Here is a 13,897-nt window from a genome sequence, read left to right as displayed (position 1 = left end):
GCCGCGTCCCCACCGCCCCGACCGACGAACCATGAACCAGAAGATGGTCAACATTCAGTTGCCGCAAGCTGGTCAGTTTTCGGCTGCCGTTGACATGTCGCAGCCAGCGGCGTGTGATCGCGCGCGGCCTGCTCCTTACCAGTGCTCGCGGTGTGGACGGCTCGAAGGTGTCCACGTCCTCGACGTCTCCGAGTACGACGCCAGGCGTGGTCCGTTCCTGCGGGTGGTAATCGAGTCCCCGGCACGGGTCGAGGCCTACTGTTGGTGCCGCGTGGTCGCTCACAGCCACGGCTGCCGCACCGTCAGGCTGTTCGACGTCCTGCGCTTCGGCGGGCCGGTCGAGCGGGTCTGGCGCAAGCGGACGTGGCGGTGCGTCGGGCCGGCCCGCCCGACACGGTCGTTCACCGAAAGGGCGAGAACATCACCGCGCCGCGGGCGCTGCCGACCACCCGGGCGTGCGGTAGGCACGGGTGCGGTCGGCTGACTGCATCAGGTTCGCTCCGCAGCCGCTTCTGGCCGGCTTGGCCGGGGCGGGGTGAGCTGGTGCGCGATCTCGGCTGCTTTGAGCCGGCTCGTGACGTCGAGCTTTCGCAGGATGTGCGAGACGTGGACGCTGGCGGTCTTCACGCTGATCGTGAGCTCGGACGCGATCTCGCGGTTCGTGTAGCCGCGGGCCAGCAGTTGGAGCACCTCGCGCTCCCGCGCGGTCAGGCCGAGTGTGTCCTCGTTGTCCGGCGGCGCGCTCGCGTCGGCGCTCGTCAGGTCGAGGCGTGCACGCCGAGCGAGCTTCTCGACCTCGTGCAGCAGCGGCGTTGCTGCGAGACGTCGCGCGGTCCGGTGCGCCTCGCGGGCCGGCGCGGCGGCGTCGGTCCGCGGCGCTCCGGCTGCGACGAGGGCCTCCGCGAGACGCCAGCGGCAGTACGCGGCCTGATATGGACGCTGCAGCTGCTCCCAGATCGCCGCCGCGTGCTGCCAGCGCTCCGGGCTCGGCGAGCTCGCGAGGCGCGTGTGTTCGGATTCGGCGACGGCGGTCCAGCCGTGAGCTTCGGGCGAGACGGCGGCCGAGCGTGCCGCCGAGCGGCGTGCGCGTTCGAGTAGCAGGCGGCCGCGGCGCTGGGCGTCGGTGACGGTGGCGGCGTCTCGCCGGATGGCCGCCTGTCGTGCGCGTTCGACGAGGGCACGCAGCCCGAGCGCGCAGAGGTGGGGCTCCCGGTACCGCGGATCACCAGGCTCCTCGTCGTGGAGCCTGGTGACGACCCCGAGCGCGTCGTCGAAGCGTCCTTCCCAGAGGGCGAGCTCGGCCACGAGGGCCGCGTACACAGCCTTCGTATCTGGCTCGTCGCTATAACGCGCGCTGAGCTCAAGGTGCTCGCGCGCCCGTTCGAGCCGGCCTCGACCCAGTGCGAGCTGGGCGCAGACGATGTGCACCACCTCAGGCCAAAACGCGCCGGTCTCACGCAGGGTCGCCTCGAGTACTTCCTCGGCCCGGGACCACTCGCCGAGCCCGAGGAGCGCGTCGGCTGCGTTGGGGCCGAGGATGCTGCCGAAACTCCGCTGGTACCCGTGCCGGCGAGACTTTGCGAGCCCCTCAAGCGCATCGTCGGCAGCCTCGGCGAGGCGTCCCTGGATGAGGAGCACGTCCGAGAGCTGCACGTAGGTGTAGAGCTCGTCTTGGACTGACCCGCAGTCGCGCGCCAGTTCACGGGCATGACGAAGACGGGTCACGCCGTCATGCCCGGAGCCGAGCCGGCACAGGGCTGCACCGAGAACGGTCCGCGCTCTCAGGGCGGGCCGGTCGTCGCCGATAGCTGCGCCGACGGCGAGGGCCTGCTCGCACGCAACTCTGGACTCGTCGAAGCGGCACGCGAGCATGAGCCCACGGCCGTAGGCGGCAAGCACTGTCGCTCGCTGGGCCGACGGTGGCTTCGCAGGAACGAGCCCGACCGCGCGTTCGAGTGCGGCCATCGCGGCAGCGCGCTCGCCGATCGCGAGCAGATAGGACGCCAGTCGCTCGTGCATCAGGCCGAGCTGCACGGCATCGGTCTGGGCGCTGGGTAGCGCGAGGGCCTGCCGCATCAGCTCCGCAGCGCGGCCCCCGGCGCCGGCCCAGTAGGCGACCTCCGCCGCCCACCGCAACACCGCGCCGAGGTCAAGGCCGAGGAGCGCCTCGGCGTCGCCGACCTGCGGCCAGAGCTCCAGCACCCGCTGGAGGTGCCGCAGCGCCTCGGCCCTACCGGCTACCGTCTCCGCCTCCCGCGCAGCCGCAACGGAAGCTCGAAGCGCCTCGACAGGTCGTCCTGCCGCGGCCCAGTGATGTGCGAGCTCAGCCGAGATCGAGCTCGCGGCCGACGCCGGATCATCGACGAGTGCCTGCGCCAGGCGGGCGTGAATCGCTTCCCGCTCCCCGGGGAGGACCGTCGAGTAGCTTGCCTCGGCGAGTAGGGCGTGTCGGAACCGGAACGTGCCTGCGGCGGTGTCCGCCACGAGCAAGCCGCCCTTGACAGCCTCGCGCAGTGCTTCCACGAGGTCGTGCGCGTCGTAGGGCACGACTGCGGCCAGCAGCGTGTACGGGATTTCGCGGGAGCACGCCGCTGCCACTCGCAGCACCGCACGCGCCTTGCCTCCGAGCTGGTCGAAGCGCTGAAGCAGCACATCACGGAGGATTCTCGGGACCGACTGGTCGCCGTCGCGCGCGGCCGCGAGCAGCTCCTCGGCGAAGAACGGGTTCCCCTCGGACCGGGCACAGATCGACGCGACGAGGGCTGGGTCGAGCGTCTGGGCGGACGCCTCGGACAGCAGCTGGGCGAGGTCTCGGTCGCTCAACGGTGCGAGCTCCACGGCATTCGCAGCCCCGGAGCGTTCGAGCTCGACCACGAGGCGCGTAAGTCCCTCTCCCGGCTGGTCGATCCGGTAGGTGGCGACGACGAGGATCCGGTGGTCGCGCACGGCATGAGCCAGATAGGAGAGCAGTCCCAGCGTCGATGCGTCCGCCCAGTGCAGGTCCTCGAGGACAAGCACAACCGCTTGATCCTCGCTGACGCGGTCGAGTAGCTCGACCGTCTCATGGAACAGACGCAGCTGGGTATCGGCGCGCGTGCTCGGGGTCGAGGCGCTGGGCGAGTCGCCGAGTTCGGGAATGAGCCGGACGAGCTCGCTCAGATCGCCCGTGAGATCGTCCAGCGCTGCTGTCGCGTGGAGCGGCCTGAGTGCCTCGACCAGCGGGAGGTAGGGGAGTCCGGTCCCGACGGCGTCGATGCAGCATCCGCTGAGCACGGTCGAGCCCGACTGCCTGACGCGGTCGCACAGCTCGCTGACGAGCCTGGTCTTGCCAATACCAGCCTCGCCGGCCACGAGCGCGACCGCTCCGCGCCCGGCGGCCGCCGACGCGACGGCGTCCTCCAGGCGACGCAGCTCGGCGCTGCGACCGATCAAGCCGGGCGCGGTCCTGCGCTCCATGCGAATAAGGTATGCGCCGCGACTCTTCGGGGCGACAAATCCGGCGCGCGAGCAAAGATAAGGCGTTCTGCCCGATGCCGGCGACACGGCCTTACAGCCAGCATCGGGCGATATGAGGACCCACGCAAAGGCAACCCGCCAGACGATCGATGCGGATGCGTTCAACGCGTTCGAGGCGGCCGGATGGGATGGGCGCGCCGACGGCTACCACCGCTTCTTCGGGGCGATCACGACGCGAGTGACCGAGCAGCTCCTCGACGCGGCAAAGGTCGATCGTGGCGGGCGTGTCCTCGACGTGGCGAGCGGACCGGGCTATGTCGCTGCCGCCTGTGCCGTGCGCGGCGCCGACGTCGTCGGTGTCGACGTCGCCGCCGAAATGGTGGCGCTCGCCCAGCGGCTCCGCCCGGAGATCGACTTCCGGCAGGCCGACGCCGAGCAGCTGCCCTTCGCCGACGGGTCGTTCGACGCGGTCGTCGGCAACTTCCTCATCCTCCACGTCGGCCGGCCGGAGCACATCGCCGCTGAGCTCGCCCGGGTGCTTCGGCCCGGCCGGAAGCTGGCGCTGTCCACCTGGGACCTCCCCGAGCGTGCGCGGCTGCTCGGCGTGCTCGTCGACGCCGTCGCCGAGGCCAAGGTGGAGCCTTCCGCCGACCTCCCATCGGGTCCACCGATCTTTCGCTTCGCCGACGAAGGTGAGTTCGCGCGCCTGTTGGGGCACGCCGGTCTCGGCGACGTCGACGTGCAGACGGTGGCGTTCACTCACCGGTTTGCGAGCGGCGACGAGCTGTGGAACGGGCTGCTCGGCGGAACCGTACGGACCCGAGCACTGGTGCTCGCGCAGCCCGAACGCGTGCAGGCGCGCATCCGAGCTGCCTTCGATTGCCTCGTTCGCCCCTACGCCACGAAGGACGGTCTCGAAGTACCCGTCTCGGTCAAGCTCGCCTCCGGCCGCAAGCCGGGAGCAGGAGCGAGGCAAACGTGACCCTTAACGCAGACAGCACGCGATCGCGGCACATCGTGCACGCGGTCTGCGTGCCTGGATGAGCGGGCGCCGATGCCCGAGAAGGAGAAGGTGATGACGACACAGCCGCAGGTTCGCGACGTGATGCAGTTCGTCAACGAGCAGAACCCCGCGACCGTCGAGCGGTTCATCGAACGGCTCGAGCTCCGCGGCAGGGACCCGACCTTCGTGGCCTACCGCGAGGACTATCTCGAGCTGATCGACCTGCCGCGAGCGACTGCGGTCCTGGATCTGGGCTGCGGCACTGGTGTAGTGGCCCGTGCGATCGCAGCGCGCGACGGATTCGCCGGCACCGTGACGGGGATCGATCAGAGCGCCGACTTCATCGCGGTCGCCGAGACGCTCGCAGCCGAGGAAGGCGTCGGCGACCGCGTTCAGTTCGCCGTCGGCGACGCGCACGCGCTGGAGTTGCCAGCCAGCAGCTTTGATGTTGCCGTCGCCCATACCCTCGTCAGCCACGCTCGCGACCCACTCGCCGTGCTCACCGAGGCCGCGCGGGTCGTCCGGCCGGGCGGGTTCGTGGCCATCTTCGACGCCGACTTCGCCTCGCTGACCTTCGGCTGCTCCGACCCGCGCCTCGGCGAGCTCGTCGAGCCTGCCCTCCGGGCGACGATCATGAGCTCGCCACGCGTCATGCGCGAGCTCCCTCGGCTACTGCCGAAGGCCGGGCTGCGGCTGATCGCCACACAGGCGCACGTGTACGCGGACGCCGGGTCGAGCACGCTGATGCTCAACCTGGCCGAGACATACGCGCCCCTGGCGACCTCGACCGGACAGGTGTCGGCCGCGCAAGTCGATGCCTGGCTCGCCGATCAGCGCCGTTCCGCCACCGACGGCACCTTCTTCGCCGCCTGCAACTACTACGCCTACGTCGCCCGACGCTGACGCTGCGACGAGAGGAGGGGAGATGACCACCGTTCATCGCATCGTCGTCACCGGCTGCGTGGCCGTACTGACGCTCGCACTGATGGGTTCGGCACCGGACTCGGCGCGCGGACCGTCCCAGGGAGCGGTCGCCCGCGCGTGGACGGGCGACGTCATTCGCGACTGGAACGACATTGCGCGCTCCCAACCGATCGGGAACCCCCTCAGGCTCGCGCGAATCCTGGCCATCATGCACGCCGCACAACACGACGCCGTCAACGGCGCCCAGCCGCGGTACCAGACGTATGTCGCGACAGTCCAAGACCGCCACGCGGACGCCGAGGCCGCCGCCGCGGCAGCAGCCCACGAGGTACTCGTCACGTTCTTCCCGGCGAACCAAGCCACACTCGACGATCGGCTCGCCGAGTCGCTCTCAACCGTTCCGGACGGCGACGCCGAGGACGCCGGCGTGGCACTCGGTCGCGCGGTCGGCGACGCTGCCCTGGTTGCGCGCGCCGACGACGGGTACGCCACACCGGATCCGTTCAACCCGGCACCCGGACCCGGGGTCTGGGAACCAACCCCGCCGGCATTCGCGCCCATGCTCGAACCCCAGTTCCAGAACGTGGCACCCTTCACCCTTCGCGACCGCGGCCAATTCCTGCCCGATCCACCACCCTCGCTGACCAGCGAGCAGTACGCCCGCGACTACAACGAGGTCAAGCTCGTCGGCCAAGACATCAGCCCCGCCCGGACGCCGGACCAAACCCACCTCGCCCACTTCTGGGCCGAGCCGTCGCCAAGCGGGTGGAGCCGCATCGGCAACCTGGTGTCCGCACGCTACGGCTACGACCTGCACGCCACCGCGCGCCTGCAAGCCCTGCTCAACATGGCGATGGCCGACGGATTCGTCGTCGGCTGGTACCAGAAACGACACTTCGCCTTCTGGCGGCCCGTGACCGCGATCCGCAAAGCCGACACCGACGGCAACCCCTCGACCCAGCCCGACCCCTCCTGGCTGTCCCTGCGCCCGACGCCGCCGCTCCCCGACTACCCCTCGACACACAGCGTGCTCGGCGCCGCGGCCGCGGCGATCCTGCGCGCGTTCACAGGCGCCGACAGCTTTCAGTTCTGCATGGTCTCGACAACCTCGGCACCCTCGGGGACCCAGCGCTGTTGGAGCTCCTTCACACAGGCCGAACTGGAGAACGCCGAATCGCGTGTTCCGGCCGGCTTCCACTTCCGCTTCGCCATCGAAACCGGCATCAAGGTCGGCCGAAAGATCGGCCAGTTCGCGACACAGCACGCGCTGCGGCCGCAGTAGCCAAACACCCCGACGGAGACCGACGTCGCCATGTCGAGCAACTCCAGTCACAAGGGGAGGGGACGACCTTGCACACCGACCGCGAAACCGCCGCTCGAGGTCGTCGGCTGCCCGGAATGCGGCGCACCGCCGAGGTCATCGACCGCTTCACCCTCCCGAGCACCGACGGCCTCGTCCCGCACGCCAAGATCTTGTGCGCTCGGCGCCACTGGTTCCTGCTCCGCGGCATATTATCCGGCGCTGGGCCAAACGTCGCCGAACTGGCAGGTTCCACCTACCCAGCGTCAGCAGCCCGTGCCAGATCCGCTGTCGTGCCCGCCGCTGACGACACGGTCCGGTCTCAAACAACGTGCCTCGTCCTGCCCCGGGCTCTGCTGCCCGTGGCAGGAAGCAACTCGCCAGCATGGCGTCAACCGTAGAGTCACTGGGTGAGGATTTCGATGCTGTTCGCGGATGATGATGCAGGGTTCCACACAGTGCGGCGCCGCGCTGGCAGACCGTTTTGCTGTCCCCTACGCTCCGATCATCGACGATGTCGCGGTACTCCTTGACAGTTGTCGCCGTGAATCGCAGAGTCCAAGTGATCGTTGAGGTCTACGCGTAGACGACAACGGCAGACGGACGCGGAGCGGCGCCGCAGCCGTCTGCAGATTCTGGCGGCGTGGAGAGGTCATGGCAGCTCGCCATAGAATTCTAGAGCGTAACCGCGAGCTAGCGACCCTGGCGGAGGCGACTCAAGCAGCCGAGGCAGGCACCGGTAGCGTGGTCTTCATCTACGGCGAAGCTGGGATCGGCAAGTCCAGCCTGGTCGACGCATCGCGCTTAGCGCTGCCTGCCAATCACCGATTCCTCTTGGGCTACTGCGACGATCTCGCGACCCGACGCACGCTCGGGCCGTTCCGCGACCTGGTCGGGAGTGTCGGAGTCGAGCTTGCCGAGGCTGTGCAGGCCGCGGCCGACCGCGACCGCGTCCTGGCCGCACTGCGCAGCGAGCTCGCCACGGCCGACCAGCCGACGGTCCTTGTAGTCGAGGACGTCCACTGGGCCGACGAGGCGACCCTCGATGCCCTGCGTTTCCTGGTCCGTCGCATTGCTCACTTGCCAGTCGCGCTGGTCGTCACCTACCGCGATGACGAGCTGACCCGTGATCATCCACTCCATGAGTTGCTCGCTGAGGCGTCCAGCGCGCCGCGGGCGGTGCGCCTTCCCCTGCAGCGGCTGTCTCGAGCCGCGGTCGAGGAGCTCAGCACATCCGCCGACGTCGACCCAGCTCATGTGTACTCGGTGACATCGGGCAACCCATTCTTCGTCAGCCAGGTGATCGCCGCCGGGGACAGCGAGACCGTCCCGCCGACGGTGGTGGACGCCGTGCTGACGCGCACCAGGCGGTTGGAGGCGCCCGCACACGACCTGGTCGAGCGACTGAGCGTCGTGCCGTCGGCCCTGGAGTGGTGGCTCGTCGACGCCCTCGCGCCGGGTGGGGTCGCGGCACTGGCCGCTGCGGAGGAACACGGCCTGCTGACGGTGTCGCCGGAGCGCGTCGCCTTCCGGCACGAGCTGACTCGGCGGGCGATCGTCGACTCCCTACCGGCGGCGCGACGGATCGAGCTCAATGAGGTTGTGCTGGCCGTGCTGAACTCCCACGGCGAGGCCGACCTCTCCCGGTTGGTCCACCACGCGAGGCAGGCCGGCGATCTCGACGCCATAGTCCGGTTCGGACCGGACGCGGCACGTGAGGCGGCGCGCGCCGGTTCCCACCGCGAGGCGGCGGCACACTACCGGCTGGTGCTCGAGCAGCAGGAGCGGTTCCCGCCAGCGGAGCAGGCTGACATGCTCGCGTCGTATGCCGTCGAGTGCTACACCCTGGGAAACGCACAGGAGGCAGTCCGTGCTCAGACCCGGGCGGTTGGTCTGCTGCGGTCGTTCGGCGACCCGGAGGCATTGGGCGTCGCTTTGCGGTGGCTGTCGCGGATGCACTGGTGGAATGGCGACCGCGTGCATGCCGAGCAGGCAGCGCAAGAGGCCATCGAGGTGCTTGAGCGCGCCGGGAACCGGCGTCTCCTTGCGATGGCGCTCAGCAACCGCTCCCAACTGCTGGCCATCGCCTACCACACGACCGCGAGCGTCGAGCATGGCGAGCGGGCCGCCGCGCTTGCCCGTGAGACCGGCGACCAGGCCATCCTGGCCCACGCACTCACCAACATCGGCATGGCGCGGTGCGTCCATGGTGAACGCGAGGGCGAGGCCGAGATGAGCGAAGCTCTCGCCGTCGCCCTTTCCGCCGGCGAGACCGAGCACGCCCTGCGCGCGTACGTCGCGATCTCCTCGGACCTGCTCGACGTGTTCCGGTTGACAGAGGCACGCGATCAACTCGTCGCCGGCATCGACCTGGCCGACCGTGCTGAGCAGGTGGCCTATCTTGGGTTCCTCACCCTCGAACGCGCCAGGCTGCGGCTATACCTGGGCGACTGGGACGGCGTCCTGGCCGACTCACAGGTGGCGATCGAGTCGCCGCAAGTTCCGCTCCGGTGGGGGGCGTTGCTTCCGGTCGGCCGGATGCGTATCCGTCGCGCCCTTCCGGATGGCGACACGATGCTGGCCGAGGCCTGGGCCTTGTCGGTGGAGATGAACGAGCTGCAGCGCACCGGTCCCATTGCGGCCGCTCGCGCCGAGTCCGCCTGGTTACGCGGGGATCTCGAGGCGGCCCGCGACGCGGTCGCGAGCACCTACGCGGAGGCGCGAGAGCTCGGATCGGTTGCCTACGAGTCCGAGCTCGGATACTGGCTGGCCAAAGCCGGCGAGCCGGTAACACCGGCCATGGCGGATCATCCCTACGCGGCCCTGGCCCGCGGCGAGTGGGCCGCGGCGGCCGAGTTCTTCGCGGCGCAAAGAGCCCGGTACGAGCAGGCGCTTGCGCTGATCGAAAGCGCCGACCCTCGACACTTGCTGAGCGCCCTGGACATCCTGCAGCGGCTGGGCACGCCGCCGCTGGCTCGGATCGTTCGCCGCCGGCTCCGAGAGCTGGGGGTCGCGCACATGCCGCGAGGACACTCGCGAGCGACCCACCAGAACCCCGCCGGACTTACGGAGCGTCAAGTCGAAGTGATCGGCCTGGTGGGCGAAGGGCTCACCAATGCCGAGATCGCCGCGCGGCTCGTGGTGTCGGTCCGCACCGTCGAAACCCACATCGCGGTGGCGATGGACAAGCTCGGTGTGCGCACCCGCCGAGAGGCGGCTCGACGCGCCGCCGATCTCGCCGGTGGTACGGGGTCGCCGTCACCAATCTGATGTACGTGCTGCCACGCGAAAGATCAGTAGTGAATACCGACGACCGGTGGCGACCTCCGCGAGCAGCCTTTCGTCGACGGCCCACGTCATCGACCTGAAGGAGGCCGCAAATGTCCACCACCACACACGACGCCCTGAACGGCGTCGATCTCGTCCAGCTCACCGAGACGGTCGCTGCCGTCCAGGCCGACCCGAAGCTGGCGACATTCCGCTTCCGCGCGAGCAATACCTGGCTGGGCGGGGGACACTCTCGCACGACCATCCAGGGCTTCTGGGGAGCCGGCCAGGAGGACTCCTCACGGACCCGGCCCTTCGTGCTTGAGGGCGACGAGCCGCCCGTCCTGCTCGGCGGCAACAACGCTCCGAACGCCGTGGAGGCGGTGCTCCATGCCCTCGCCTCCTGCCTGGCGGTCGGCGTCGCGTACAACGCCGCGGCGCAGGGCATCGAGCTCAAGCGCCTCGAGTTCGATCTCGAGGGCGATCTCGACTTGCACGGTTTCCTCGGACTGCCCCCTGATGTGCGCCCGGGCTTCCAGACCATCCGCGTGACTTACCGGATCGACTGCGACGCGCCCAGCGACAAGGTCGACGAGCTGTGCACCTACGTGCAAAGGACCTCCCCCGTGCTCGACATCCTGCGCCATCCGGTGCACGTCAGCATCGCCCGGGCTTGAGTCCAGGAGGAGACCATGTCCAGACACCACCGATCGATGGTCCTGCTGCTCCTCGCCGTAGCGTGCCTGCTCCTGACCGGCCCTTCGGCCTCGGCGCTGGCCCCGCCAGGGACCCTGGAGTACGAGCCTTCGTACTACGAGGGCGAGACGGTTGTCCTCCAGATCCCGTCGGCCACGACCGCCAACCCGAATCAGGCGCACTTCGCCTGCTTCGCCCTTGGCCCTGATCTGTCCACGGCCAAACGCAGCGCCCCGGCACCCCGGCTCTACGTCATCCTGGCGCCCGGCGCCACCCAAGTCGCGTGCCCCGACGGCACCCTGCGACACGACCACGTCCTGTCCGCCGTGCCGGGGGCGAGCGGGTACACGGGCGCCTGGACGATCGTCCTCGCGGTCCCTGGACCCGCTTTCGCCGTCACCAAGATGCCGTACACGAGCGTCGCGGCGGTCGAGGCCGGCGTCACCGCCGCAGAGCTCGCCCTCGTCGAGACCGGGATCCTCTTCATGGCGCCAGTCGTGGGCGGACGATAAGCCCGTGACTCCAGTTCCCCCGGCCTGACGGCACGACGCATCGGCCGCCGACCAGTTCGAGACAGAGGAGCCCTCATGCAACCGTCGATGGCGATGTTCTCGTGGCCAGGGTCGGGCAGCTGTACAGCCTGGTCGCCGAGCAGCCCCATCGCGCGTACCACTTCGAGAGGGTCGTAGGCTCGCCGAGCGGCTCGTCCACGCCTCGGCGCTGCTCGACCAGCTAAGGGTGATGCCGTCGCGGCTGAGCTTGTCGGCGAGCGAGACGGGCTGATGAGTCTGCCGGCGATAACGCCCGGGAACAGCTACCGGGTGGGTCCGGGCCGCGCTCGTGCTGCTCGGGCTCGGCACGCCGAGGTCTATCCCACGCCGCTCGCGGCCATCGGCGACGTCGCGCACGCGTCCTGGCGCGCGCCCGGTCGGGGTCTACTGGCTATGGCGCGACGGGCGATTCGCCGCCGGGGCGCCGGCATGATCGCCGACCTGTGGGGCCTGACCGCCGCGGTCTGGTTCGCCGCCCTCATCACGGCGGCCTCAGGCCTGGTCGTGGCCGCGCGCGTGTGCGAGACACACCCACGGAGGAACCGATGACACACCCATGGCTCGCAGACGGACCGATCTATCTCGAATACAACGCGACCATGCCGGTCGACTCGCGCGTTGTCGACGCCGCGCTGCCGCCGTACCTGACCCACCACTTCGGCGACTCGTCGAGCAGCATGCTTGTTCGATCAAGCCTCGCGCCGCGATCGCCCTGGCCGGCCGGCAGGTGGCCCGCGTGCCCGGCGCCGACGCCACCGGGATCATCATCTTCACGCGGCGGTTCCGAGGCCGACACCCTCGCCATCCGCGGCGCGGTCCATCTCCTACGTACCCGCGGGTCATCGGTCCTGTTCGGGGTCGGCGAGGGCGCCGCAGTCGTCGCGCAAGCGATCGGCCGGCGGTTCCGCTGAACCAGCCGATCCAGCTGGGGCGTGACTTGGCGCCTCTAGCCGGTTGAGCGTCTGTGTTCGTCCGCAGTCACTCGTGGTCAGTTGATGGAGAATCTGGTGTATGGATGGTCAGCGCACCGAGCTGGATCCGCTGGCAGGCGGATGGGGTGCGTTACGCGCGGGTGAATGGCAGGGGGCCCGTGCGTGCTTTGAGCGCGCGATCGAGTCCAACGAGAGTCCCGAGGCGTTCGAGGGTCTGGGGTGGGCGGCGTACTGCCAGGACGACGATCTGCTGACGATTCGGGCTCGCGAGCGGGCCTATCGCCTCTACCGCGAACGGGGCGACGACGAGGCGGCCGCGCGGCTTGCGGCGTGGCTGGCGGCAGACTGGGCGGAGTTCCGAGGCGAGCACGCTGTCTGTAACGGGTGGCTCCAGCGGGCCCACCGCCTGCTCGACGGTCGCGAGCCGTGTGCCGACCATGGCTGGCTGGCGGTGCATGAGGCGTCGATGATCATCGACGACGACCCGGCCACCGCTCGGCGCCTCGGCACTCAGGCAGCGGAGTTGGGGCGACGATTCGGCGTCGTCGAGCTGGAGATGCTGGGGATGGCGATAGAGGGTAGATCCCTCGTCGGTGACGGCGACCTCGTCGAGGGCATGCGACGCCTTGACGAGGCGACCGTGCTGGCGCTGAGCGGGGAGGCCGAGCTGCTGAGCTGCGTCGCCTGGGCGTGCTGCTATCTCATCTCCGCGTGCGAGCAGGTCCGCGACTACGACCGCGCAGGCCAGTGGTGCCGCCAGGTGGGCGAGTTCTGCGAGCAGCATGGCATCGAGCTGCTTCTGGGCATGTGCCGCGCGAAGTACGCCGGCGTACTCACCTGGCAGGGTCGCTGGCAGGAGGCTGAGAGTGAGGCGAAGCTGGCTACTGAGGGGCTCACCGCCTCTCGGCCGCCGTTGGTCGGCGAGGCGCTGGTGCGGCTGGCCGAGCTGCGCCGACTTCAGGGCCGCCTCGACGAGGCGGAGGACCTGTTCACCCGGTGTCAAGGAGACCCGCGGGCTCTGCTGGGTCGGGCCGCGCTCGCCCTTGACCGTCGATGCCCAGATGCGGCCGCCGAGCTTGCCGAGCGATTCCTGCGTCGCTATGTCGGGCCGCAGCGCATCGAACGCGCACCAGGCCTAGAGGTGGCGGTGCGCGCCTACGCCGAGCTCGGCGAGCCCGAGCGAGCTCGGGAGGCGCTCGATAATTTGCGGCAACTCGCGGCGCGTGTAGGGACCCGGCCGCTGCGGGCGGCCCTGCTGATCGCCGAGGCGAAGCTGGCTTCAGCCGACGGTGACCAAGCATCGGCTCGGCAGTTCCTGGAGGACGCGGTTGACGCGCTCGCGGGCAACGCGGGCTACGAGATCGGCCGCGCCCGCGTGGATCTCGCCGCCGTGCTCGCGGGCGACGGCCGAATCAAGGACGCACGGTTGCAGATCGAGACAGCACTCGTCGACCTGCGGCAACTGGGCGCCCGCGGCGAGGTGGCTCGTGCCGAAGCGCTGCTTGAACGTCTGGCTCCGGTCAAGCAGCCCGGCCGTGGCACGGGTCCGATGAGTGGACTGAGCCCGCGTGAACGACAGATCCTCACGCTGGTCGCCGAGGGCCTCACCAACCATCAGATCGCCGAGCGACTCGTCCTCAGCGAGCACACAGTCCATCGCCACGTGACAAGCATCCTGCGCAAGCTGGGATTACCGTCCCGGGCGGCAGCAGCGGCCGCAGCCGCACGGCACGGCCTCGCATAGCCAGAGCTGGCTACGCGTCGTCGA

General features: G+C 69.7%; 10 protein-coding genes. 9 read left to right on the top strand and 1 reads right to left on the bottom strand.

The window, feature by feature from the left end; genetic code table 11:
- Window positions 1-489: 489 nt before the first annotated feature.
- Window positions 490-3,456, bottom strand: a complete 2,967-nt coding sequence (locus tag ACIBGM_RS37105) for an AAA family ATPase (protein ID WP_396388204.1) — start codon at window positions 3,454-3,456, stop codon at window positions 490-492.
- Between the two features lie 112 nt (window positions 3,457-3,568).
- Between ACIBGM_RS37105 and ACIBGM_RS37100 the strand changes: the two genes are divergently transcribed.
- From ACIBGM_RS37100 to ACIBGM_RS37060, 9 genes are all read left to right on the top strand, one after another.
- Window positions 3,569-4,438: a class I SAM-dependent methyltransferase gene (locus ACIBGM_RS37100; protein ID WP_396388203.1), complete on the top strand. Its 870-nt coding sequence runs from the start codon at window positions 3,569-3,571 to the stop codon at window positions 4,436-4,438.
- A gap of 93 nt (window positions 4,439-4,531) precedes the next feature.
- Window positions 4,532-5,362 carry a methyltransferase domain-containing protein gene (locus ACIBGM_RS37095; RefSeq protein WP_360538140.1) on the top strand — a complete coding sequence of 277 codons (831 nt, stop codon included), beginning with the start codon at window positions 4,532-4,534 and terminating at the stop codon, window positions 5,360-5,362.
- A gap of 22 nt (window positions 5,363-5,384) precedes the next feature.
- On the top strand, window positions 5,385-6,665 hold the full coding sequence (locus ACIBGM_RS37090; protein WP_396388202.1) for a vanadium-dependent haloperoxidase: 1,281 nt from the start codon (window positions 5,385-5,387) through the stop codon (window positions 6,663-6,665).
- Window positions 6,666-7,337: 672 nt separating this feature from the next.
- A complete protein-coding gene (locus ACIBGM_RS37085) occupies window positions 7,338-9,953 on the top strand; it encodes an AAA family ATPase (protein ID WP_396388201.1) in 2,616 nt (871 codons plus the stop codon).
- A gap of 110 nt (window positions 9,954-10,063) precedes the next feature.
- A complete protein-coding gene (locus ACIBGM_RS37080; RefSeq protein ID WP_360538146.1) occupies window positions 10,064-10,627 on the top strand; it encodes an OsmC family protein in 564 nt (187 codons plus the stop codon).
- 15 nt (window positions 10,628-10,642) lie between these two features.
- Window positions 10,643-11,158, top strand: a complete 516-nt coding sequence (locus tag ACIBGM_RS37075) for a hypothetical protein (protein WP_360538148.1) — start codon at window positions 10,643-10,645, stop codon at window positions 11,156-11,158.
- 270 nt (window positions 11,159-11,428) lie between these two features.
- Entirely contained in the window at window positions 11,429-11,746 is a 318-nt protein-coding gene (locus ACIBGM_RS37070) for a hypothetical protein (protein ID WP_360538150.1), read from the top strand.
- A complete protein-coding gene (locus ACIBGM_RS37065) occupies window positions 11,743-12,108 on the top strand; it encodes a hypothetical protein (RefSeq protein ID WP_360538152.1) in 366 nt (121 codons plus the stop codon). Before ACIBGM_RS37070 ends, ACIBGM_RS37065 begins: the two co-directional genes overlap by 4 nt.
- Window positions 12,109-12,208: 100 nt before the next feature.
- Entirely contained in the window at window positions 12,209-13,873 is a 1,665-nt protein-coding gene (locus tag ACIBGM_RS37060) for a LuxR C-terminal-related transcriptional regulator (RefSeq protein ID WP_360538154.1), read from the top strand.
- Window positions 13,874-13,897 lie beyond the last annotated feature (24 nt).

Origin of the sequence: Kribbella sp. NPDC050470 (assembly GCF_044458365.1) — a bacterium.
Taxonomy (GTDB): Bacteria; Actinomycetota; Actinomycetes; order Propionibacteriales; family Kribbellaceae; genus Kribbella.
Note: the sequence above shows the minus strand (reverse complement) of the source record. Positions and strands in the feature narration are given on the sequence as shown.

Excerpts from the sequence above, each read along its gene's own strand:
- ACIBGM_RS37060 (WP_360538154.1), top strand. The coding sequence starts at position 12,209 with ATGGATGGTCAGCGCACCGAGCTGGATCCGCTGGCAGGCGGATGGGGT.
- ACIBGM_RS37100 (WP_396388203.1), top strand. The coding sequence starts at position 3,569 with ATGAGGACCCACGCAAAGGCAACCCGCCAGACGATCGATGCGGATGCG.
- ACIBGM_RS37090 (WP_396388202.1), top strand. The coding sequence starts at position 5,385 with ATGACCACCGTTCATCGCATCGTCGTCACCGGCTGCGTGGCCGTACTG.
- ACIBGM_RS37065 (WP_360538152.1), top strand. The coding sequence starts at position 11,743 with ATGACACACCCATGGCTCGCAGACGGACCGATCTATCTCGAATACAAC.
- ACIBGM_RS37070 (WP_360538150.1), top strand. The coding sequence starts at position 11,429 with ATGAGTCTGCCGGCGATAACGCCCGGGAACAGCTACCGGGTGGGTCCG.
- ACIBGM_RS37095 (WP_360538140.1), top strand. The coding sequence starts at position 4,532 with ATGACGACACAGCCGCAGGTTCGCGACGTGATGCAGTTCGTCAACGAG.
- ACIBGM_RS37080 (WP_360538146.1), top strand. The coding sequence starts at position 10,064 with ATGTCCACCACCACACACGACGCCCTGAACGGCGTCGATCTCGTCCAG.
- ACIBGM_RS37105 (WP_396388204.1), bottom strand. The coding sequence starts at position 3,456 with ATGGAGCGCAGGACCGCGCCCGGCTTGATCGGTCGCAGCGCCGAGCTG.
- ACIBGM_RS37075 (WP_360538148.1), top strand. The coding sequence starts at position 10,643 with ATGTCCAGACACCACCGATCGATGGTCCTGCTGCTCCTCGCCGTAGCG.
- ACIBGM_RS37085 (WP_396388201.1), top strand. The coding sequence starts at position 7,338 with ATGGCAGCTCGCCATAGAATTCTAGAGCGTAACCGCGAGCTAGCGACC.